General features: G+C 65.7%; 22 protein-coding genes and 1 tRNA gene. 11 read left to right on the forward strand and 12 right to left on the reverse strand.

Annotated features, from left to right (window positions below):
* Window positions 1-27 precede the first annotated feature (27 nt).
* Window positions 28-273 carry an accessory factor UbiK family protein gene (locus tag FIV09_RS03665; RefSeq protein ID WP_152448721.1) on the forward strand — a complete coding sequence of 82 codons (246 nt, stop codon included), beginning with the start codon at window positions 28-30 and terminating at the stop codon, window positions 271-273.
* Between the two features lie 64 nt (window positions 274-337).
* Here FIV09_RS03665 and FIV09_RS03670 read toward each other — a convergent pair whose 3' ends face one another.
* Both FIV09_RS03670 and FIV09_RS03675 read right to left on the reverse strand, forming a co-directional pair.
* Entirely contained in the window at window positions 338-883 is a 546-nt protein-coding gene (locus FIV09_RS03670) for a VIT1/CCC1 transporter family protein (RefSeq protein WP_254702301.1), read from the reverse strand.
* A complete protein-coding gene (locus FIV09_RS03675; RefSeq protein WP_152448723.1) occupies window positions 880-1,245 on the reverse strand; it encodes a TraR/DksA C4-type zinc finger protein in 366 nt (121 codons plus the stop codon). The genes FIV09_RS03670 and FIV09_RS03675 overlap by 4 nt, the downstream gene beginning before the upstream one ends.
* Before the next feature lie 216 nt (window positions 1,246-1,461).
* Here FIV09_RS03675 and arsB point away from each other — a divergent pair, with 216 nt between their 5' ends.
* Window positions 1,462-2,469 carry an ACR3 family arsenite efflux transporter gene (arsB, locus tag FIV09_RS03680; RefSeq protein ID WP_152448724.1) on the forward strand — a complete coding sequence of 336 codons (1,008 nt, stop codon included), beginning with the start codon at window positions 1,462-1,464 and terminating at the stop codon, window positions 2,467-2,469.
* A 126-nt stretch (window positions 2,470-2,595) separates the two neighbouring features.
* On the opposite strand, the gene hpxZ is transcribed toward arsB, so the two are convergent.
* The 6 genes from hpxZ to FIV09_RS03710 all read right to left on the reverse strand — a co-directional run bounded on the left by hpxZ (window position 2,596) and on the right by FIV09_RS03710 (window position 10,153).
* Window positions 2,596-3,012 carry an oxalurate catabolism protein HpxZ gene (gene hpxZ / locus FIV09_RS03685; RefSeq protein ID WP_152448725.1) on the reverse strand — a complete coding sequence of 139 codons (417 nt, stop codon included), beginning with the start codon at window positions 3,010-3,012 and terminating at the stop codon, window positions 2,596-2,598.
* Window positions 3,009-4,169 (reverse strand): amidase, encoded by a 1,161-nt coding sequence (locus FIV09_RS03690; protein ID WP_152448726.1) that lies wholly within the window; start codon window positions 4,167-4,169, stop codon window positions 3,009-3,011. Before FIV09_RS03690 ends, hpxZ begins: the two co-directional genes overlap by 4 nt.
* A 43-nt stretch (window positions 4,170-4,212) precedes the next feature.
* On the reverse strand, window positions 4,213-5,466 hold the full coding sequence (locus FIV09_RS03695) for an amidohydrolase family protein (RefSeq protein ID WP_152448727.1): 1,254 nt from the start codon (window positions 5,464-5,466) through the stop codon (window positions 4,213-4,215).
* On the reverse strand, window positions 5,463-7,988 hold the full coding sequence (locus FIV09_RS03700) for a branched-chain amino acid ABC transporter ATP-binding protein/permease (protein WP_152448728.1): 2,526 nt from the start codon (window positions 7,986-7,988) through the stop codon (window positions 5,463-5,465). The genes FIV09_RS03695 and FIV09_RS03700 overlap by 4 nt, the downstream gene beginning before the upstream one ends.
* A gap of 4 nt (window positions 7,989-7,992) precedes the next feature.
* Window positions 7,993-8,868 (reverse strand): branched-chain amino acid ABC transporter permease, encoded by an 876-nt coding sequence (locus FIV09_RS03705; RefSeq protein ID WP_076444826.1) that lies wholly within the window; start codon window positions 8,866-8,868, stop codon window positions 7,993-7,995.
* A gap of 112 nt (window positions 8,869-8,980) precedes the next feature.
* Window positions 8,981-10,153: an ABC transporter substrate-binding protein gene (locus FIV09_RS03710; protein WP_152448729.1), complete on the reverse strand. Its 1,173-nt coding sequence runs from the start codon at window positions 10,151-10,153 to the stop codon at window positions 8,981-8,983.
* 238 nt (window positions 10,154-10,391) lie between these two features.
* On the opposite strand from FIV09_RS03710, the gene FIV09_RS03715 reads away from it, so the two are divergent.
* The gene (locus FIV09_RS03715) at window positions 10,392-10,814 is read left to right on the forward strand and encodes a nuclear transport factor 2 family protein (protein WP_152448730.1); all 423 of its coding nucleotides are present in this window, start codon (window positions 10,392-10,394) and stop codon (window positions 10,812-10,814) included.
* A 16-nt stretch (window positions 10,815-10,830) separates the two neighbouring features.
* Here FIV09_RS03715 and FIV09_RS03720 read toward each other — a convergent pair whose 3' ends face one another.
* Window positions 10,831-11,541, reverse strand: coding sequence for a GntR family transcriptional regulator (locus FIV09_RS03720; protein ID WP_152448731.1), 711 nt, complete (start codon window positions 11,539-11,541; stop codon window positions 10,831-10,833).
* 240 nt (window positions 11,542-11,781) lie between these two features.
* Window positions 11,782-11,857, reverse strand: a tRNA-Lys gene (locus FIV09_RS03725).
* Window positions 11,858-11,973: 116 nt separating this feature from the next.
* On the opposite strand from FIV09_RS03725, the gene dapF reads away from it, so the two are divergent.
* From dapF to FIV09_RS03740, 3 genes are read left to right on the forward strand one after another with little or no spacing between them, the layout of a single operon-like run.
* Entirely contained in the window at window positions 11,974-12,807 is an 834-nt protein-coding gene (gene dapF / locus FIV09_RS03730; protein WP_152448732.1) for a diaminopimelate epimerase, read from the forward strand.
* Window positions 12,804-14,063, forward strand: coding sequence for a tRNA (N(6)-L-threonylcarbamoyladenosine(37)-C(2))-methylthiotransferase MtaB (gene mtaB / locus FIV09_RS03735; RefSeq protein ID WP_152448733.1), 1,260 nt, complete (start codon window positions 12,804-12,806; stop codon window positions 14,061-14,063). The genes dapF and mtaB overlap by 4 nt, the downstream gene beginning before the upstream one ends.
* A gap of 39 nt (window positions 14,064-14,102) precedes the next feature.
* A complete protein-coding gene (locus FIV09_RS03740; RefSeq protein ID WP_152448734.1) occupies window positions 14,103-14,795 on the forward strand; it encodes a phosphatidylcholine/phosphatidylserine synthase in 693 nt (230 codons plus the stop codon).
* Between the two features lie 227 nt (window positions 14,796-15,022).
* On the opposite strand, the gene FIV09_RS03745 is transcribed toward FIV09_RS03740, so the two are convergent.
* On the reverse strand, window positions 15,023-15,832 hold the full coding sequence (locus FIV09_RS03745) for an ABC transporter permease (RefSeq protein ID WP_152448735.1): 810 nt from the start codon (window positions 15,830-15,832) through the stop codon (window positions 15,023-15,025).
* A 104-nt stretch (window positions 15,833-15,936) separates the two neighbouring features.
* Between FIV09_RS03745 and FIV09_RS03750 the strand changes: the two genes are divergently transcribed.
* The 5 genes from FIV09_RS03750 to FIV09_RS03770 all read left to right on the forward strand — a co-directional run bounded on the left by FIV09_RS03750 (window position 15,937) and on the right by FIV09_RS03770 (window position 20,495).
* Window positions 15,937-16,524, forward strand: coding sequence for a GcrA family cell cycle regulator (locus FIV09_RS03750; protein WP_152448736.1), 588 nt, complete (start codon window positions 15,937-15,939; stop codon window positions 16,522-16,524).
* 76 nt (window positions 16,525-16,600) lie between these two features.
* Window positions 16,601-17,275 (forward strand): DUF1007 family protein, encoded by a 675-nt coding sequence (locus FIV09_RS03755; RefSeq protein WP_152448737.1) that lies wholly within the window; start codon window positions 16,601-16,603, stop codon window positions 17,273-17,275.
* Window positions 17,257-18,216 carry a nickel/cobalt transporter gene (locus FIV09_RS03760; protein ID WP_152448738.1) on the forward strand — a complete coding sequence of 320 codons (960 nt, stop codon included), beginning with the start codon at window positions 17,257-17,259 and terminating at the stop codon, window positions 18,214-18,216. The genes FIV09_RS03755 and FIV09_RS03760 overlap by 19 nt, the downstream gene beginning before the upstream one ends.
* A gap of 56 nt (window positions 18,217-18,272) precedes the next feature.
* Complete coding sequence (gene rimO, locus FIV09_RS03765; protein ID WP_152448739.1) at window positions 18,273-19,631, forward strand: 30S ribosomal protein S12 methylthiotransferase RimO; 1,359 nt, start codon at window positions 18,273-18,275, stop codon at window positions 19,629-19,631.
* 282 nt (window positions 19,632-19,913) lie between these two features.
* Window positions 19,914-20,495 (forward strand): thymidine kinase, encoded by a 582-nt coding sequence (locus tag FIV09_RS03770; RefSeq protein ID WP_152448740.1) that lies wholly within the window; start codon window positions 19,914-19,916, stop codon window positions 20,493-20,495.
* 167 nt (window positions 20,496-20,662) lie between these two features.
* Here the strand turns inward: FIV09_RS03770 and FIV09_RS03775 are convergent, their stop codons facing one another.
* Window positions 20,663-21,781, reverse strand: coding sequence for a beta-ketoacyl-ACP synthase III (locus tag FIV09_RS03775; RefSeq protein WP_152448741.1), 1,119 nt, complete (start codon window positions 21,779-21,781; stop codon window positions 20,663-20,665).
* Between the last annotated feature and the right edge of the window lie 64 nt (window positions 21,782-21,845).

Below are 21,845 nucleotides of genomic sequence, written 5' to 3' on the forward strand. Positions count from 1 at the left end.
TAGAGGGTAACCTTCAAGGAGATATCCATGCAGACCCGCAACAAGGTATTCGACGATCTCAGCCAGCTCATGACGAACGCAATGGGTGTGGCCCAGGGCGCGAAGTCCGAGGCCGAGACCGCCATGAAATCCATGATGGACCGCTGGCTTGCCGATCGCGACTTCGTGACGCGCGAAGAGTTCGATGCGGTGCGTGCCATGGCTCAGAAAGCCCGCGAGGAGAACGAGGCCCTGAAGGCCCGTCTCGACGCGATGGAGAACAAGCAGGGCTGATCACCGCCCCTGACGTTTTGCAGGCCGCGCCCCTGGACATCGGGGGTGCGGCCTTTTTCTTTGCTCAGACGATATGCCCGACCAGGCGCCCGGCGAGCCATGCCGCCCCGGCTGCAATCGCGCCAATCGCCAGCGTCTGGGCGCCCGCCCAGTACCAATGCTGCGCGGTGAAGATGCTTTTCAGCGCGCCGATGGCGAAAAACGCGCATCCCGTGGCGAGGATGGCGACGGTCCAGGCGTCCTCCAGCGCCGCGATGAAGGGCAAGAGCGGCACGATGCCCGCCACGACGAAGGCCGCGAAGGTCATGGCGGCGGCAGAGGCCGGATTGCGACCAAGCCGGCCCGGCCCGTCCGGTGCCGTTTCGGGGGCAAGCGCTTGGGCTTCGTTCTCGGCCTGGGTGCCGGAAAAGTTGCCAAGCGCCATGGAGATTCCGTCGGCGATGAGGTTCGCCGTGCCGAGGATCAGGATGATGGATGCGGGCAGGCCCGCGCCCTGAACGCCCGCCACGACGGCGAAGGTGGTCACCGCGCCGTCAAAGGCGCCGTAGACCATGTCGCGCAGGTGATACCGGAAAAAGCCGTGAAGCCTGACGGCGGACGCGCCGTTCAATGCGCCCTGCTGGCCACGTTCGCGGCATGGCCCTGCGCGCAGTCGCGGCATTCGGTCGTCGTCGGCACCGCCATCAGACGCTCGGGCGAAATATCGCCGCCACAGATGCGGCAGAGCCCGTAATCCCCGTCTGCGATGCGCGCGAGGGCGGCATCGATGGCGCGGATTTCCCGCAAACCCACAGCGCCCAGTTTCTCCGACACATCGCGATGTTCGGTCTGGATCGCCTGATCCTCGATGTCGCGGTCGAGCACCCGATCAAGCTCGCGGTCGATTTCCGTGGTGCGGGCGAGCAGTTCTTCGCGCCAGGTCTTCAGGCGGGCAATTTGCGGGCCCCAGTCGCTCTGGCCGGTCTGTGTCATGGGATGTCTCCGTTGAAGGGTATGTGGAACGGGATCGAGCATAGCGGCGCGGGGTGAGGCCCGGCGTTGATCCACGTCAAAGGCAGCGCGCGCGGGAGCGGCACGCTCTTGTCGAGATCTCCGGCGCACGACGCGATCACCGGGCCGCGCGGCTTTCGACCTTGCCGCGCAAGTCGCTTCTCGACTTGGTTCACGCGGACCTGTAAGCGCCGATTCATGGGTATTTTCGAACGCTATCTCAGTCTTTGGATCGCGCTTGCCATGGCGGGCGGCATTCTCCTCGGCAGCACGGCGCCGGGCTTGGTGGATGCGGTCGCGGCCGCCGAGGTGGCCAGCGTCAACCTCGTGGTCGCGGTCCTCATCTGGGCGATGGTCTATCCGATGATGGTGGGCGTCGATCCGAGCAGTCTGAAAGACGTGGCCAAACAGCCCAAGGGCCTTGCGATCACCTTGATCGTGAACTGGCTTATCAAGCCGTTCACGATGGCGGCGCTGGGTGTGCTTTTCTTCGAGGTGGTCTTTGCGGATCTCGTGGCACCGGAGGATGCGCAGCAATATATCGCCGGGTTGATCCTGCTCGGGGCCGCGCCCTGCACGGCGATGGTCTTCGTCTGGTCGCAGCTCACGCGCGGCGATGAGAGCTACACGCTGTTTCAGGTGTCGATCAACGATCTGGTGATGGTGTTCGCCTTTGCGCCCATCGTGGCGGTCCTGCTGGGCGTGACGGAAATCGCCGTGCCGTGGGAGACGCTCGTGCTCTCCGTGGTGATGTTCGTCGCCCTGCCTTTGGCGGCGGGCATCTGGACGCGCAAATTGCTGGGCAGCGCGGCGCGGATCGACGCCTTTCGCGACCGGATCAAGCCCTGGTCCATCGTCGGTCTGATTGCGACCGTGGTGATCCTGTTCGGCCTGCAGGGTCAGGTGATCCTCGACCGCCCGCTGGTCATCGCCCTCATCGCGGTGCCGATCCTGATCCAGTCCTACGGCATCTTCGCGCTGGCCTACGCGGCGGCCTGGGTGTTGCGCGTCCCGCACAGGATCGCCGCACCCTGCGCCCTGATCGGCACGTCGAATTTCTTCGAGCTAGCGGTCGCGGTTGCCATCAGCCTTTTCGGCCTGAACTCCGGTGCCGCGCTCGCCACGGTTGTCGGGGTGCTGGTGGAAGTGCCGGTCATGCTGTCCCTCGTGGCGTTCGTGAACCGCACGCGCCGGGGCTTCGCCTGAGATCGGTCACGTCGGGGGCTTAACGCGCTAGCAGGTCAGGCGAACCCGGGCGTGCGCATGACAGCGTTCGTGAGCATGTTCCGACGAAAGCCCTGTGCTTCGGTCCGTCCATTTACATTGGCGCGCTCAGCTCATCTTGGAGACATGCGCCGATACGATGCGCCAGCCGATCTCCGGGAATCGGACCAGTGTCTGCGTTTGCCGACCGATCTTAGGCTCGCCGTCCCGCGTGAACTCGGCATGGGTCGTCGCGAAATCCCGCCCGTAGGTGCGGATTTCCACGCGGGTCAGGGTGCGCATCAGCCCTTTGCCGGGGCGGGCCTTGCGAAAAGCTTCGATCTCCTCGGTGCCGTAGAGGTTCTCGGTCGCGCCAAGGCGGATCGTGTGCGCGCTGTCCCAGAAGAGCCGCTGGAGAACCGGGATATCGTTGCTCACAAGGGCTTCTTCGTACGTGTCGAACACGGCCTGCACCTCGGCCAGTATCTCGGGGCGGTTGACCTCTGTTTGCGGAAGGCCGGGCGCGGTTTGCGGATCGTCTGTCATCTTCGGAACATCTCCTGCGCGGTGGCAATCAGGTCGGCATCGCGGCCGCGCGCGCCGACCAGCGACAGGCCAAGCGGAAGGCCATCCGGGCCCCTGACCGGCATCGTCAGTTGTGGCAATCCGCCGTGCCCGGCGATGCAAAGCAGGGTGATTGCGCGGGTCCGGAAGCGATCGAGTTCCGCCTCCGTCGCCGTCAGACGCGGTGCGGGGCCGGGCGTCGTCGGGAGAAGCAGGCAGGTGCCGGGCGGGATAGCGGCCTCCAACATCTCCACGATCCGCGCACGCAGGCTCCGCGCCCGGTCGAATTGCGCATCCGCCAGGCGCGATGCCGCCTGAAAACGCTCCGCGATACCGGGACCGAAGGCGGGTTTCGTCTTCGAGACCCAGGCGCCAAGCGTCTGCCAAATCTCAAAGGCCTGATGGATGCGGAAGCATTCGAACCACTCGGCCAGCGCGCCATCCGCCGCGAGGGGCGCGGGGTCAATCGGCGCGTCGGGCAGAGCGGCCTGCAAGGCCGAGGCCGTGCCAGGCTCGGCCAGACCCCAAAGATCACGCGGCGCGCGCAGGGTCGTCAGGCACGTGGCCGAAGCCGTCTCTCCGCGTCCCACGTCGAGGACCCGCGCCATCAGCGACAGATCCCGCGTGAAAAAGCCGGGCGTGTCGTAGCTGGGCGCGAGTGGTACAAGCCCGTCGGCGGGCAGGCTGCCATGGGTCGGACGCAGCCCGTATGTTCCTGTGAAGGCCGCGGGCACCCGGACCGATCCGCCGGTATCGGTGCCGATCCCGATATCGACCGCGCCCGACGCGGTCAGCACGGCCGAGCCAGAGGATGAGCCGCCGGGCACGCGGTCGGGGGCGGCCGGATTCACCGGCGTGCCGTAGCGCGCATTCCTGCCGATGATCGAATAGGCCAACTCGTCGAGCTGGGACTTGCCCGGCACCGTCACGCCCGCGTCGAGAAAACGCGACACCAGCGAGCCGGTCCTCTCTGCGGGCGTATGGGTGTCGCGCCATTCGGGATTGCCGTTGCCGGTGACATATCCCGCGATGTCGAAATTGTCCTTCACGGCCACGGAGAGCCCGGCCAAAGGCCCGTCCGCCCGGACCCTGAGGGGCGGATCGAAGTGCCGGATGAAGGGATCACAGGGTTGCGTCACCGAAGATGCTCCTTGTCTGCGCAAGACGAGAGGGCGGGCATTCTCATCCCGCGAGCGCCGTGGCCTGCGGCAGGCCGGGTCGAAGAAGGCGGGGTTGCGGCGCTTCGAAACTCGGCTTTCCAGCCTTCACGCCCCAGATGGGCCGTCCGATCTCGGCCACGGCGTCGGCGCGGCTGGTGCAGGGCAGGGCGACAAGATCGGCGGGCGCGCCTTCGCGGATGACAGGATCGCGCCCCATCAGGCGGAACGGCGCCTCTGTGACCATCGCGAAGGTGTCGCGCAGCGCCTCGGGACTGCCAAGCTGGGCGACATTGGCAAAGAGGTTCGCCATGCGCGGCAACGAGCAATCGCCGTAAGGTGTGAACGGGTTCAGCACGTTGTTGGTGGCTACCGTGCAGCAAACCCCCGCCGCGTGGAACTTGTGGGCCGGTGCGACGCCGCGCGGCACGGCATGGTCGTGATCGCGGCCCGTCATGAAGAGGTCGGTCGCGGGCAGGACGGTCAGGGTGATGCCTGCATCGCGCATCAGCGCAATGGTCTCGGCCAGCCTCTCGTGCGGCAGCATGGAGAGTTTCGTTACATGGCCGATGGCGACGCGGCCCTGCATGCCATGCGCGATGGCCTCGCGGGCGACCCAATCGAGGTGTCGCCAGCTTGTATCGAGATCGAAATCGAGGTGGAAATCGAGCTCCACATCGTAGTCTCGCGCCATCGCGAACAGCCGCTTGATCTGCCCCTCGGGATCGGTGTCGGTATAGGGGCATCCGCCCAGAAGATCGGCGCCCTGTTCCAGCGCTGCGCGCAGCAATTCCTCGGTGCCGGGATAGTTCCGCAAGCCTTCCTGCGGGAAGACGCAGATCTGCAGCTCGACGCCCCAGGCATAATCCTCCTTGAGCTGCCGGACCGCTTCGAAGCCCGCAAGGCCGACGCCGGGATCGATCTCGACCTGGGTGCGGATGAGGGTCGTGCCCTGACCGATGGCCTTGTCCAGCACGCGGGCCCCACGATCATAAACGTCCTGGCTCGTGAAGTCGCGCTTGGCGGCGCTGACCGCATTGATGGCGCCCTGAAGCGTGCCGGAAGGGTTGGCCGCCCGGTCGAGAAGACAGGCCTTGTCGAGATGCAGGTGGCTGTCGGCAAATCCCGCGATGACCAGACCGCCCCCGGCATCGAGCGCGCGCGCATCCGTGTCGATCTGCCGGGCGATCGTTTCGATCCGTCCGTTGAGAATGCCCAGGTCCATGGGCTGTCCGGCATCTTCGAGCCGGGCGTTCCGGACCACGAGGTCGAGCGTCATGCGACGACCTCCGTCTTCGGGGCCGCGTCGCCGCCCTCTGTGCCGCCACCGAGATAGGCCGCGATCAGGGCCTCATCGCCCTGCAGCGCGTCGGCCGACCCTTCCGCCACGATGCGCCCCTGTTCGAGCACATAGGCGCGGTCGGCCACGGCGAGTGCGAGCGTCGCCATCTGGTCCACGAGCAGGATGGTGATGCCGTCGTCGCGCAACTCGGCGAGGATGGCGTACAGCTCCTCGATCATGGCGGGGGCGAGGCCCAGCGACGGCTCATCGAGAAGCAGAAGCCGGGGTTTGGCCATGAGGCCGCGCGCGATGGCCATCATCTGCTGTTCGCCGCCCGACAGGAGGCCTGCGGGGCTGTCCATGCGGTCGCGCAGACGGGGAAAGCGGGTCAGGATCGCCTCAAGCTCGGTCGCATCGGGCTGGGTCTTGCGCTTGTAGGCCCCCAACTCGATATTCTGCGCCACGGTCAGATCCGGGAAGACCTGACGCCCCTCGGGCACGAGGACAAGGCCGCGCGCGACGATCTGGTGGGCCGGTTTGCCGTGGACGTATTCGTCCTCGAGGATGATCTCGCCGCTGGAAGGCGCCATCAGGCCCGACACCGTCTTGAGGAAGGTGGACTTGCCCGCGCCATTCGCGCCCAGAAGCGCCACCAGTTCGCCCTGGCCGACGCGCAGCTCGACATCCTGCAAGACATCCGCGGCCCCATAGCCCGCGCAGAGCTTCCGCGTGATCAGGCGGTCCATTGCACCGGGAGTGTATTCGAGGATCCGCGCCGGGGCATCGAGCGTGCCTTCGCCGAGATAGGCCGCGATGACCTTGGGGTCGGTCCGCACCTTCTCGGGCGTGTCGAAGGCGATGGGCTGGCCCGCATCGAGCGCGAAGATCCGGTCGGAGATGCCCATGACCATTTCCATGTCGTGCTCCACCAGCACCACCGCGATTCCGCAATCGGCCAGTTTGCGCAGCAATTGCGCCAGCGTGCGCTTGTCACCCGCCATGAGACCCGCGGCAGGCTCGTCCAGAAGCAGCACATGGGGACGCATCGCGAGCGCCCGCGCGATCTCCACAAGGCGGCGGTCCACATGGGGCAAGTCGGCGGCGGGCGTGCCCGGATCGCCCTCATAGCCGACAAGCGCCAGAAGCCCGCGGGCCATTGCCCGCCGCTCGGTCGAGGCCAGCGCGCGGAACGGTGCGCCGCCCTTTCCGCGCGGCAGACCTGCCATGACGTTGTCTTCTGCCGAAAGGCCGCCGAACAGTCGCGTCGCCTGGTAGGTGCGCGCAACGCCCAGGCGCGCGGTCTTGTGCATCGACCATCCCGCAATGTTCTGCCCTGCGGTCTCGATCCGGCCGGAGCCGGGCACGTAGAAGCCCGACACCATGTTCAGAAGCGTGGTCTTGCCGGCCCCGTTCGGGCCGATAATGGCGGTGACATCGCCTGGCTGCGCGTCGAAGGTCGCGCCATCCACGGCCTTGAGCCCGCCGAACGTGATACCCAACCCCTCGACCTTCAGGCCGCCCGGCGTTTCGGGCCGGATGAAGGCCATCACGTCCTCGCGGGGTGCGGGCGGCGTCGCATCCGAACGCCGCGGCAGAAAGGCGGCGATCGTGCCCACCATCCCGCGCGGTGCGACCAGCAGCACAGCCACCAGAAGCGCGCCGAAGAACAGCAGGCGATACTCGGCGAGGCCCGACAGCATCTCGGGCAGGAAGACCACGATGGCCGCGCCCACAAGCGGGCCGAGCACCGTGCCCGCCCCGCCCAGGATCACCGCGAACAGAAAGAGGATCGATTGCGACAGCAGGAAGTTCGACGGCGCGATGAATTGCATCAGCGTGGCAAAGAGCCCGCCTGCAAGGCCCGCAGCCCCCGCCGCGATGGCAAACGCGGTCAGTTTCGTCACGAAGGGGTCAAAGCCCAGCGAGCCTGCGGCGACTTCCTGATCGCGCAGGGCGGCCATGGCCATGCCCCAGCCGCTATCGGCCAAGTGGCGATAGGCCAGAAGTGCAGCGCCCGCGATCACGATGGTCAGGAATACGAGTTCCCGCTCGCCGAAGCTCAGCCCGAAGAGGCCGGGCATGTCGAAGCCCATCAGCCCGTTCTGCCCGCCGGTGAAGCTGCGCCACTCGATGGCCAGATGCTCCACGATGAAGGCAAAGGCGATCGTGACCATGGCAAGGAAGGGCCCCGCCATGCGTACGGCTGGGATCGCGAGAAGCGCGCCAACGCCTGCGGTGATCCCCGTGGCCATCGGCAATGCGAGCCAGAAGCTGAGCCCTGCCTGCATCAGGATCGCATGGCCATAAGCGCCGATGGCGAAAAAGCCGACCTGACCGAGCGAGACGAGACCCGTCAAACCATAGAGCACGTTGAGCCCCACGCAGAGGATCGTCCAGATCGCCACAAGGCCGATGACGAATTGCGTATAGCCGCCGATCAGGCCCAGCGACAGGATCGCCGCGGCGGTCAGGCCGAGAATGGTCAGGTCGAGGCCGCGTTTTGCAAGAAGGACATTCATCGGCTCAGACCTTCCGCAGGGCAGCTTTGCCGAAGAGCCCGTTCGGTTTGACGGCCAGCACCGCGATCAGAAGGCCGAAGGTCAGGATGTAGGTGTGCGAAGAGCCGAGGAAGGTCGTCACGAACGCCTCCACCAGCCCGTAGATGAAGCCCGCGAGCATCACGCCCGACGCGGATGTCATCCCGCCGAGGATCGCGACCGCGAAGGCCTTGATCCCGAAAAGCGTGCCCATGTCCGAGTGCACCGAGAAGAGCGGCGCGATCAGAAGACCTGCCGCACCCGCCAGAAGCGCCGACAGCGCGAAGGAGCCCGAGATCATAAGCTGGGTGTTGATGCCCATGAGGCGCGCGGCTTCGGGATTCTGCACCACCGCCAAGAGTGCCCGTCCCTGCCGCGTGCGGCGGAACAGAAGCTGCAACGCCACGGCGAAGCCGATCGCCACCAGCGGAATGAGAAGCTGCTGTGGATAGACCCCGGTGCCGAGGATCTGCCAGCTCGTCTCGACCAGTGGGGAGGGCAGGCTGCGCGGCTCGTTGCCGAAGGTGAAAAGCACGGTGTTGTCGAGAAGGATGCCCCCCGCGACGGTGGCCATCAGCCACGCCTCGGAGCCGCGCTTGGCAAAGGGGCGCACGAGGCAGAACTCCACGACCACGCCCATGAAGGCGCAGAACAATAACGCCAGCGGATAGGCGACGATCACCGGCAGGCCCGCCCGTTCGGTCAGCACGAAGCCCATGACCGCCCCCAACATGACCATCGAGCCTTGCGCGAAATTCACCCGGGAACAGACTGAGTAGGTGATCTGGAAACCGAGCGCGATCAGCCCGTACATGGCACCAAGGCCGATGCCGGTCACAAGGGCGGTCAGGAAAAGGGTCATGGTGGGCTCCGGTGGGAAATGGCCGAGAAAGAGGAAGGGGGGTGTCCCGGCCTTGGGGCCGGGATCCAAGGTTGCGGCAGCCCCGGGAAACAAGGGCCGCCGCGCGCCTGGCTCAGTCCGCGAGGGGGACGATTTCGCCTTCGACGAAGTTGGCGAAGATGTAGTCGTCGGGCCCGAGCGCATCCTGATCGTCGGGCGTGAACGGGGTGTCATAGGTCTTGATGACCCCTTCGACGCCGGAGATTTCGTACATGGCTTGACGAATGGCCGGACCGTCGGTGGAGCCTGCCTTCTCGATGGCCGCGGCGAGCAGCAGCGTCGCGTCATAGGCATTGGCGATGCCTGTCGCGGGCGTCACGTCGGCGAGGCTTTCGATCTCGGGAAATTCGGCTTGAAGCTCTTGGAAGAGCGGGTGCTCGGGATCGGTGAAGAGGAAGGTCTGGATGAAGTGGACCTTCTCGCCCGACGGGCCTGCCAACTCGGTGAAGCGGCCACCGGCGGGGCCCCAATGCGAGGCGATGGGCACATCCCATCCCATCCGGTCGAGCGATTTCACTACCTGGGCCGAGGGTGCGACGTTGGCCACGAGGAACAGCCCGTCAGCGCCGTTTTCGCGCAGGCGCGTCAGTTGCGGGACAACGTCCACGTCGTTCGATTCGAACTTCTCGATGCCCGCATGTTCCATGCCGCGCTTCTCGAGGGCCTTCATCAGGCCCTTCTCATTCGATTCGCCCCAGGGGTTGTTGATGAGGATCATGCCCGGCTTCTGGCTGCCGTATTCCGACACGAGGTATTCGGTGATCGCCTCGTCGACGAACTCATCCACCGCCGAGACCCGGAAGACGTAATTCTCCTCGGCGCCATTCTTGGTGATGGGCGTGCCGGCGGCCCAAGGGCCGATGAACGGCACTTGCGCGTCGTTCACGAAGGGCACGATGGCCAGCGACACAGGCGTGTCGAGCCCGCCGATCATGGCCGCCACGCCCTCGCGTTGAACCAGTTCCCGCGCGGCGATGAGACCCTTGCCGGGATTGCTTTCGTCATCGCGGCTGACCAGCTCCAGCGGCCGGCCCATCACGCCGCCATCGGCGTTGATCTTGTTCAGCGCAAGGGTGATGCCGCGGGTGATGGCCTCGCCCGACTTTGCGGATTGCCCGCTGAGTGCTGCGACGAGACCGATCTTGATAGGGTCTTCTTGAGCCTGGGCGGGCAGGGCCGCGCCAAGGGAGAGGGCGGCGGCGCCCGCAAGCATCAGTCGGCGGGTCATGGGGAGGCGGATCGGCATCATATGTCTCCAAGTGCAAGGTGAGAGGATGCCTTTCAGAGGCCGCGACGCCGCCTTTTCTGTCAAAGGGCAGGGTGCAAATTCCGGGCCAGGACCGGCCATCGTCCTCGCAAGTGCTCAGAGATGAGGCAGATTGCATGCAATTTTTGTATTAAATCGTCGCATGCAGATTGCGCGCAGCGCATTCCCCGACTGATTTGTGGCAGATCTCGAATCATCCCAGATACAGGAGGTCCTCATGTCCCAGCCGCTCAAGATCGACACGGATGCACTGCCCGAAGAGGCGCGGATCGTGCACGATTACCTCGAAGCCTCGATGGTGCCGGACCCCGAACGCGCGGCGACCTACATGGCCCAAGGCGTTGTCATCACCTTCACCGGCGGGCGCGTCTTCGATCATCCCTCGGGGCCCGCGGGCGTGAACGCCAAGCGCTATGCCTGGGTCAAAAAGGACATGCGCCAGTTCGATGTTGCCCAAGGGGCGGAGGGCGTCGTGGTCTATTCCACGGGCTATCTTTACGGCGAATGGCCTGACGGCACGCCGTTCGAGGGCAACCGTTATATCGACCGGTTCGTGGTCGAGAACGGCAAGATCGTGAAGATGGATGTCTGGAACGACAGTGCGGAGCGGATCCTGACGGCGCGCGGGATCGACGCATAACGGGCGAAGCCGAGGCCTAGCCCTTTGCGCGCACCGTGCTGGCATAGGGCTCCAGCGCATCGAGATGGGAAAACCCGTTGAAATCGGCCCCGTTGAACTGCGCCCGCGCGGCAACCTGATCGAGATGCTGCCGCGCGACGCGTTGCGCGGTGGCCGCGTCGCCCGATTTCAATGCGGCGACGATGTCGCGATGCTCCTGGATGCCGCAATGGGTCGAATGCGGCCGTGAAAACTGCGATAGCGTGAACCCGCAGCGATAGCCGATCTCGCTCACGTAGCGGATCAGCACCGGGCTTTCGGTCAGTTCGGCCAGAAGGATGTGAAACTCCGTGGCGAGCCGGATCGAGATTGCGGGCGGGCCGTCGCTGGCCGCCTCCTCGCTCTCGATATGGTCCAGAAGCGCGCGTTCCTGCGCTTTTGTCAGCCCGGCGCCCAGTCTTGCGATGACAAGATCTTCGACCTGGGCGCGCAGTTCGAAGAGATCGCGTGCCTCCTCGAGGCTCGGTTGTGCGACCGCGGCGCCGCGATTGTGCCTGAGTTCCACGAGCCCCTCGACGGACAGCCGTTCGAGCGCCTGCCGGATGATGGTGCGGCTCGCCCCGAAGCGTTCGCCCAGCGAATCCTCCGGCAGCTTCATTCCAGGCAGAAGCGCACGCTCCAGAATCGCGGAACGGAGTGCGGCGCAAATCAGTTCAGCGCGATTCTTCTGCTTTTCCCTCGACGGCATCCGATCCTCATACCTGATTTCCGGCCCGGACAGTACAGCGATTAGAAGCGCCGTGCAGCGGTGGCCATGTCAATCGGAAATGGCGCTATTTCGGGGATGCGCGCCTGTGGTCGTGAGTGAACTGGCCTGATCTTGAGACTATGGCAGGCGGTGCAATCGCTTTGGCTTCCTGCAGTACTCTGACATGCGCCCGATGTCCCTATCGGACCCCCGGCAACAGCTTAAAAATGTCGGTGTCAGTGGTGAGCCGTGCAGGATTCGAACCTGCGACCCACTGATTAAAAGTCAGTTGCTCTACCAACTGAGCTAACGGCCCACTGGCGGCGTACTTAGAAAGAGCGCCTGACAGGGTCAACCCGAAAAATCCGAAAATCCGTAGGGTTGCGTCGCAGGCTCTGGAAAGCGGGCGGGTGGGGGCGTATATGCGCCGCCATGACACAGGCGCGCGACGGACTGGCTTTCATGAAGATGCACGGGCTCGGCAATGATTTTGTCGTGCTGGACGGGCGTGCGCGCGCGATCGAGGTCACGCCGGCGATGGCGCGGGCGCTGGGCGACCGGCACCGGGGTGTCGGCTTCGATCAGCTGGCCCTGATCGAGGCGCGGGGCCCGGGCGACGCGCATCTGACATTCTACAACACCGATGGCTCGACCTCGGCGGCCTGCGGCAATGCCACACGCTGCATCGCCGATTTCCTGATGCGGGAGGCCGAGACCACATCGCTGACCCTCACGACCGATCGCGGAAGCCTCGCGGCGGAGCGCGTCGCGGGCGGTGACGTGTCGGTGAATATGGGCCCGCCGCAGACGGATTGGGCCGGCGTGCCGCTGGCCGAGGCGATGGATACGCTCGAACTGCCCATCGAGGGCGCGCCCACGGCGACGGGCATGGGCAATCCCCATTGCACCTTCTTCGTGGAGGATGCCGAGGCCGTTCCGCTCGAGACATTCGGCCCGCGCTACGAGCATCATCCGCTTTACCCCGAGCGCACCAATGTGCAGATCGCTGAGGTCACGGGGCCGGACCGCATCCGCATGCGGGTCTGGGAGCGGGGCGTGGGCGTCACGCTCGCGTCGGGCTCCTCGTCCTGCGCGACAGCCGTGGCCGCCGCGCGGCGCGGCCTGACCGGGCGCAATGTGACCATCGATCTCGATGGCGGCACGCTCCGGATCGACTGGCGCGATGATGGGGTCTGGATGACCGGTGGCACCGCGTATGTCTTCGATGGTGTGCTGACACCGGCATGGCTGGGGCGGAACACATGAGCGCCGCCCCTCCAAGCTTCACCACGATGGGCTGCCGCCTCAACGCCTACGAGACCGAGGCGATGAAGCGCATGGCCGAGGAGGCGGGCTTGTCCGGCGCGCATGTGGTCAATACCTGCGCGGTGACCTCCGAGGCGGTGCGCAAGGCGCGGCAGGAAATCCGCCGCCTGCGCCGCGAGAACCCGGATGCGCGGATCATCGTGACGGGCTGTGCGGCACAGACCGAGCCCGAGACCTTCGCCGCCATGGACGAGGTCGATCAGGTCATCGGCAATTCCGAGAAGATGACCCCCGCCGTCTGGCAGGACATGGCCGCCGATTTCGTGGGCGAGACGGAGCGCGTGCGCGTCAACGACATAATGTCGGTGACCGAGACCGCGACGCATCTGATCGACGGGTTCGGCACGCGCAGTCGCGCTTACGTGCAGGTCCAGAACGGCTGCGATCACCGCTGCACCTTCTGCATCATCCCGTACGGGCGGGGCAATTCGCGCTCCGTGCCCGCGGGCGTGGTCGTGGATCAGATCAAGCGGCTGGTGCAGGAGGGCTTCAACGAGGTCGTGCTCACGGGCGTCGATCTGACCTCCTGGGGCGCGGATCTGCCCGCCGGGCCCAAGCTCGGCGATCTGGTGATGCGCATCCTGAAGCTGGTGCCGGACCTGCCGCGCCTGCGGATCTCCTCCATCGATTCGATCGAGGTGGACGAGAACCTGATGCAGGCCATCGCGACCGAGGCGCGTCTCATGCCGCATCTGCACTTGTCGCTGCAGCATGGCGACGACCTGATACTGAAGCGCATGAAGCGGCGGCATCTGCGCGATGACGCGATCCGCTTTTCGGAAGAGGCGCGGAAGCTGCGCCCGGAGATGACCTTCGGAGCGGATATCATCGCGGGCTTCCCCACCGAGACCGAGGCGCATTTCGACAATTCCCTGCGTCTGGTCGAGGAATGCGGCCTGACCTGGCTGCATGTCTTCCCCTATTCCCCACGCCCCGGCACGCCCGCCGCGCGCATGCCGCAGGTCGATGGCCGCGCGATCAAGGACCGGGCCCGCCGTCTGCGTGAGGCCGGGCAGCGGGCGGTGTCACGCCATCTCGATGCCCAGTCCGGGCGCGTTCACAACGTGCTGATGGAAGCGCCCGATATGGGCCGGACGGAGCAGTTCACCGAGGTGCGGTTCAAGACCCCGCAGCGCGAAGGCGAAATTGTCACAGCCGCGATCCACGGCCATGACGGGCAGCAACTCATCGCCTGAGCCATTGCAGCGCGCGGGCGCATCCGGCATCACGGGGGGATGAAACTCGCCACCCAAGCCCTGTTCGTCCATCTGCTGACCGCCACCGGAGCAGTATTCGCCATGTCCGCGCTCTTGGCTGCGGCGCAGGAGGAATGGTCGATCATGTTCCTCTGGCTCGTCGTGGCCTTCGCGGTCGACGGGATCGACGGGCCGCTTGCGCGCCGCTACCAGGTCTCGGTCAACGCGGCGCGCTTCGATGGCGTGCTGCTGGATCTGATCATCGATTACCTGACTTATGTGTTCATCCCGGCCTTCGCGCTGTTCCAATCGGGCTTGCTGCCGGGCTGGACGGGGTGGTTCGCGATCATCGTCATCACCTATGCCTCGGCGATGTATTTCGCCGATACGCGCATGAAGACGGACGATTATTCCTTCGAGGGGTTTCCGGGCTGCTGGAACATGCTGATCATCGTGCTTTTCGCGGTGAAGCCCGCCTTCTGGGTGATCGTGGTGCTGGTGGCGGTGCTTGCGGTGGCGATGTTCCTGCCGCTGAAATTCGTCCATCCCGTGCGCACGGCGCGCTGGCGCAAGGTGACGCTGCCTGTGGCGCTGTTCTGGACAGGCTGCGCGGGCTGGGCGGCCTGGTTTGACTTCTATCCCGATAGCTGGGCGATTTGGGGCCTTGTGGCGAGCTCGGTCTATCTTCTGGGCGCAGGCATCGCGCAGCAGGTTTTCCCCGCCAAAGAGTGAGCGTGCGGTGGGATCTCTCGTGCCCCACCTGTCCTGAGCCCGTGCAGTGTCGGGCCGCGGTACGGCGATTCCGACAACTGAAATGCGCGCTTTATCATCCCGCACCGCGCGACATGTGGGCGACGCGCCGAGCGTAACCCAATCGCCGTGCCGGGGGGCGGCCCGGCGATGCGCGGGCGGCCTCCAGTCGCTATTCCGCGCAAGGACCGGCAATTGGGGTGCCCCGTTCACGCCTTAAGGCGATATCCCACCCGGAACATCCGCCAGGCAACGAGGTTGATCGCGACCGTCGCCACTATCCCGATGACCAGCCCCAGCGCGGGGTTGGCATCGGACACCCCGATCATGCCGTAGCGCGCCCCGTCGATGAGGTAGAAGATCGGGTTGAAATGGGTGATCTCCCGCAGGCCCGTCGGCAACGCCTCGACCGAGTAGAAGGTGCCTGACAGGAAGGCCAGCGGGGTGACCACGAAATTCGTCACCGCGGCCATCTGGTCGAACTTCTCCGCGAAGATCGCAGCGACGATGCCGATGCCGGACAGAAAGGCCGCACCGACGAAGATGAAGACGAAGGCGGTCAGCGGATGGGCAGGCCAGATCCCGAGGATCAGCCCCAGGGCCAGCGCGATCACCACAGCCACGATCAGCCCGCGCGCGATGCCGCCCGCGAGATAGCCCAGCACCATCTCGGCGCCCGACAGGGGGGGCATCAGCGTGTCGACGATATTGCCCTGCACCTTGGCGACCACGATGGAGGACGAGGTATTGGCGAAGGCGTTCTGGATCACCGTCATCATCAGGATGCCCGGCGCGATGAAGGTGGTGAAGGGCACGCCCATCACGTCGCCCCGGCGCGGTCCGATCGCGATGGAGAAAATCAGCATGAACAAACCCGCCGTGACGAGCGGGGCCATCAGCGTCTGCGTCCAGACATTGAGGAAGCGCAGCACCTCGCGTTCGGCAAGGGTGTAGAGCCCCATCCAGTTCACGCGACCGAAGCGGCGGGTTCCGTGGGCGGGCGATATCGCGTCAGACATAAGCTCTCCGGGTTGTTAAGTCGGGCGTTGATACTTAGAATAGGGGACGAAGACGAGATGTCAGGCGGCTCTGTCCCAGAGCCGCTTTATTCATTGAGGTGGCCATGTCCTGGACCGACGAACGCGTCGAAACTCTGAAGAAAATGTGGGCCGACGGCCAATCCGCGAGCCAGATCGCCAAGGAACTGGGCGGCGTCACGCGCAATGCCGTGATCGGCAAGGTGCACCGCCTCGGCCTGTCTAACCGCGCAGGCGCCGAGCCCGCCGAAGCGGCCGCGCCCAAGGCCGAAGCGCCGAAGCCCAAGGCGGAGCCGAAAGCGCCCAAGCCCGCGCCTGCGCCCGAGCCGCAAGCCGAACCCGAAGAGCCTGTGCTCGAGACGAAATCCGCAACACCCGCAGCGGTGCCCGCGCGTCCGAAGATCATCCCGGCGGGCCAGCCTCTGCCGCCGCAGCCTTCGGCCAACGAAATCAGCCCCGAGGCGTTGGCCAAGGTCAACGCGGTCGAGAAGAAGGCCAAGAAGATCACCCTGATGGAATTGACCGAGCGGACCTGCAAATGGCCCGTGGGTGATCCTGCCACTGACGATTTCTGGTTCTGCGGCCTGCCGGTCCAGCAGGGCAAGCCCTATTGCGAAGCGCATGTCGGCGTGGCGTTCCAGCCGATGTCGTCGCGGCGCGACCGCCGTCGCTGAAGCGGTTTCCCGCGGATCCGCCATCGCCCGGGCGGGTCTGCGTTGAACGCGGACTGACCCATGCCATATTGAGACCATGACCGCGCGCATCCTGCTTCCAGCCCTTGTCGCGACCATGTTCGCCACAGCACCTGCGCCTCTTCCGGCGCATCCGCATATCTTCATCGATACCGATTTCGAGCTGATCCTCGACGCGGAGGGTCAGGCCCGGGCGGTGCGGATCGCATGGGCCTATGACGCGTTCTATTCGCTCCTGCTGATCGAGGAAAACGGCCTCGACCGGGATCGCGACGGAGTGCCCGAGCCGGAACGGCTCGCGGATTATGCGGGTCAGGATGTCGACTGGGAGGCGGGCTTTCCGGGCGATTTCGTGATCGCTGCGGATGGCGCGGCCGTCGATTTGGCGCGCCCCGTGGATCACGCCGCCCGGTTCGAGGACGGGCGCATCGTAACTTCGCATACGCGCCCCTTGATCACGCCGATCGACGTCTCTGCGCATCGCGTGACGGCGCAATCCTACGATCCGAGCTATTTCGTGGCCTATGACGTGCCAGCCGCCCCGCAAGTATCGGGCATGCCTGGCTGCTCCTTCGCGCGTGAGCCTGCGGATCACGCGGAGGCTCAGGCGGAATACGGCGACAAGCTTGCCGCCATCGATGCGGGCGAAGACCCGTTCGAGGAAATCGACCTGCCGGATATCGGGGTCATGTTTGCGGATACGTTCATCCTGTCATGCAACGCGTCCTCCTGATCATCCCGATTGCGCTGGGCGCGGGGCTGATCTGGGCCTTTGCGACCGGTCAGGACGCGGCGCTGGCGCGTTGGGGCGCGGAGATGCAGCGCGATTTCCAGAACGCGCTCGCGGGCAATCTGCGCGCGCAACAGGCCGGGGGGACAGGGGCCTTCGCGGCGTTCATCGCACTCTGTTTCGGATACGGCTTCTTCCATGCGCTTGGGCCGGGACACGGCAAGATCGTCGTCGGCAGCTACGGCGTGGCGCGGAAGGTGCCGATCCTGCGCCTGTCGGTCATTGCCAGCCTCTCGGCACTGGGGCAGGCGATCAGCGCGATCGTGCTGGTGCTCGCGGGCCTTCTGGTACTGGACTGGAGCCGCACGCAAATGGTCGACACGGCCACCGACATGATGCTCCCTGTGAGCGGGGCTGCGATCGGGCTGGTTGGCCTCTGGCTCATCCTGCGCGGCGCGCGGCGGGCCTGGCGCAGCTGGCGCGTTTCGGCGGATCAACGCTCTGGCGATCATGCTGACGGCAAGCACGGGCTTGCGCATGCCTACGCGCACGGGCTCGGGCACCGGCCCGGTCATAACCACACACATGACGCGTGCTGCGGTCACAAGCACGGCCCGACCATCGAGGAGGTGCAGACCGCAAGCAGCCCGCGCGAGGCGCTCGCGCTGATCTTCAGCATCGCGCTGCGGCCCTGTTCCGGGGCGATCCTGCTGCTGGTCCTGACATGGTACATGGGCAATCTCGCCGCCGGGATCATGGGCACCCTGGCCATGTCTGCCGGCACGGCGGGCCTGACGATCCTCGTGGCCATTCTCAGCGTGACCGCACGGGAAAGCACCCTGATCTCCGTCGGCGATACCCGCGCGGCCCGGGTGATCGCACCGGCGCTCGAACTCATGGCGGGGGCCGCGATCCTGGTGCTTGGCGCCCAGATGATCGGCTGAGCGCCCGCGCGCTCTGTCCACTTCCCCCCGAAGCACAGCTCCGTTATAGCGCGGGCATGAGCCAGAACCCTCCCGATCTGCGTCCCGACCTTGCCCGCGCCAGCGTGCAGGGCTCGTCCCGACCCGGCCAGCCGACCATCGGCATGGTCTCGCTCGGCTGTCCCAAGGCGCTGGTGGACAGCGAACGGATCCTGACGCGGCTACGTGCGGAGGGCTATGGTATCTCGCCCGACTACCAGGGCGCCGATGCGGTCATCGTGAACACTTGCGGGTTTCTCGATTCGGCGAAGATGGAAAGCCTCGAGGCCATCGGCGAGGCGTTGCGCGAAAACGGTCAGGTCATCGTGACGGGCTGCCTGGGTGCCGAGCCCGAGGTCATCACCGGCGCGCATCCGACCGTGCGTGCGGTCACCGGTCCGCATCAATACGAGCAGGTTCTGGATGCCGTCCATGGCGTTGTGCCGCCCGCGCCCGATCCCTTCGTGGACCTGTTGCCCGCGACAGGCGTGTCGCTCACGCCCCGGCATTACAGCTATCTCAAGATCGCCGAGGGCTGTAACCACAAGTGCAAGTTCTGCATCATTCCCGACATGCGCGGGCGGCTGGTGTCGCGTCCGCACAAGGCTGTCATGCGCGAGGCGGAAAAGCTCGTCGAGGCGGGCGTACGCGAGCTGCTGGTCATCAGTCAGGATACGTCGGCCTATGGCACCGATTGGAAAGATCGCGAGACGAAGGCCCCGATCCTCGATCTGGCGCGCGATCTGGGAAGCCTCGGGGCCTGGGTGCGGATGCATTACGTCTACCCGTACCCCCATGTGCGCGAGATGATCCCGATGATGGCCGAGGGCGGCGTGCTGCCTTATCTCGACATCCCGTTCCAGCATGCCCATCCGGACGTTCTGAAACGCATGGCGCGGCCCGCAGCCTCGGCCCGGACGCTGGATGAAATCCACGCCTGGCGCGCGGCCTGCCCCGGCATCACCCTGCGCTCCACCTTCATCGTGGGCTACCCCGGCGAGACGGAGGCGGAGTTCGAATATCTGCTCGACTGGCTCGATGAGGCGCAGCTCGACCGCGTGGGCTGTTTTCAATACGAGAATGTCGCGGGCGCGCGCTCGAACGCGCTTCCGGATCACGTGGCCCCCGAGGTCAAGGAAGAGCGCTGGGCGCGGTTCATGGAGCGCGCGCAGGCCATCTCGGAGGCGAAGCTCGCCGCCAAAGTCGGCCGCGAGATGGATGTGATCGTCGATCTGGTGGAAGAGGACGCCGCCACCTGCCGCACGAGCGCCGATGCGCCCGAGATCGATGGCAATCTCTTCATCGATGCAGGTCATGAGGACCTCAGCCCCGGCGATATCGTGCGGGTCCGCGTCGACGAGGCGGGGGAATACGACCTCTGGGGTCAGCGCGTCTGATTCGCTTCGTTTATTTCGATTCGGAGCGAATCGGTTTCTGTGTTAACTCTTTGGTGTTTCCATCGGTGACCGGGCGCAAGTCGGGAAGCGCGCACCGGAGCGGAACGGCCTTTGGACCTCTGGGTTCGCTGCCTCGAAAAGCTTGGCCGCACGTTTCGATGTCCCGCACGCGCCGCTTTTAACAGATTTCATTTGAGCATCTAAATGGCGCCTCCGCATAGGGGGCGCCTTTTCGCTATCCGGCCCTCTTGTCAACGCCGCAGCCCGGCGGCAGGAGAAGGCATGGCCAAGTTGTATTTCATGTATTCGACGATGAACGCGGGCAAGTCGACGCTTCTGCTGCAGGCGGCGCATAACTACGAGGAGCGGGGCATGTCGGTCCTGCTGCTGACGGCGCATGTGGATGGCCGCGCGGGCGGGGGACGGATCGGCAGCCGGATCGGGCTTGGCCGCGACGCCGAGACCTTCGCGCCGGAAGACGATCTGTTCGCGCGGCTGGAGGCGCGGGTGGCCGCGGGTGCGCTGGCTTGCGTCTTCGTGGACGAGGCGCAATTCCTGACCGAGGCGCAGGTCTGGCAACTGGCCCGCGCGGCGGACGATCTTGGCCTGCCGGTGATGTGCTACGGGCTGCGGGTGGATTTCCAGGGCCGACTTTTCCCCGGCTCTGCGACGCTGCTCGCGCTGGCGGATGATCTGCGCGAGGTGCGTACGATCTGTCATTGCGGACGAAAGGCCACCATGGTGGTGCGCCAGGATGCGGATGGGCGGGTTCTGCGCGAAGGCGCCCAGGTTCAGATCGGTGGCAACGAGACCTATGTGAGCCTCTGCCGCAGGCATTGGCGGGACGCGGTCGGCGCGGAGTGAGCGTTCAGGGCTAGCGTTGCCCGGTGTTGGCGGATCGACGGCCACAGGCCGCCGATCCGGCGAGGGGCTCTGCCCCTCGCGCTCCCCGGAGGTATTTTTGGTCCGAACGTGACAGGGCGCGGCGCGGCCCCGCGGGCGTGGGGCACGCGGGTGTTGGGGTCGGGGCGTTACGCCCGTTCGACGAGGACCGAGCCCACCGAATAGCCCGCCCCGAAAGAGCAGATCACGCCGCGCGCGCCGGGGGCGAGATCGCCGGAATGCTTGGCAAAGGCGATGATCGAGCCTGCGGAGGAGGTATTGGCGTAGTCCTGCAGGATATTCGGCTGCTCGTCGGGTGCGGGCGTGCGGCCCATCACCTTCTTGCCGATGAAATCGTTCATGGTCTTGTTGGCCTGGTGCAGCCAGACCCGCTTCAGCTCGTCTGATTGCCAGCCCGCATCCTGCATGTGCTCCGCGATATGCGCGGAGACCATGGGCAGCACTTCCTTGAAGACCTTCCGGCCGTTCTGCATGAACTGCATGTCGCGGCGATCCTCCATCGCGTCGCGGGTGCGGCGCAGGAAGCCGTTGTTGTTGCGGATATTGTTCGAGAACTCGGTGGCGCAGCGGGTGGAGTGCACGATGAAATGCGCGCCCTTGGCGTCTTCGGCGCGCTCCAGCAGAACAGCGGTGGCCACGTCGCCGAAAATGAAGTGGCAGTCGCGATCGCGCCATTCGAGGTGACCCGAGGTGACCTCGGGCGAGATCACCAGAGCGCGGCGCACCGAGCCCGAGCGGATCATGTCGGCGGCGGCCTGGATGCCGAAGGTGGCCGAGGAGCAGGCGACGTTCATGTCGAAGGCAAAACCGCCCGCGCCGAGCGCCTGCTGGATCTCGATGGCGATGGCGGGATAGGCGCGTTCGTGATTCGAGGCCGCGCAGATCACGAGATCCACATCGGCACCGTCGCATTGGGCCTGTTCAAGCGCCGTGCGCGCCGCATCGAGGCCGATCTCGGCCATCAGGGACAGCTCGTCATCGCTGCGTTCGCGCAGACGTGGGAACATCCGGTCGGGATCGAGCACGCCTTCGCGGTCGATCACATAGCGCTGTTCGATGCCGGACGCATTGAAGATGAATTCCGAGGAGGAATGCGGCTTGGCCGCGATCTCGCCCGTCGCGATCGCTTCGGCATGGGCGGCATTGAAGCGGTCTGCATGGGCGTTGAAGGCGGCGACCAGATCGTCATTGGTGACGACCTCGTCGGGGGTGAAAACCCCGGTGCCGGTGATCGCAGGTTGGTACATGCTGGCCTCCATTTGCGTGGCGCTGGACTTATTGACTTGGGGTCAGCCCCGCAAGCGGGACGCC

Source organism: Roseivivax sp. THAF197b, assembly GCF_009363255.1.
In the GTDB taxonomy this organism is placed as follows: domain Bacteria; phylum Pseudomonadota; class Alphaproteobacteria; order Rhodobacterales; family Rhodobacteraceae; genus Roseivivax.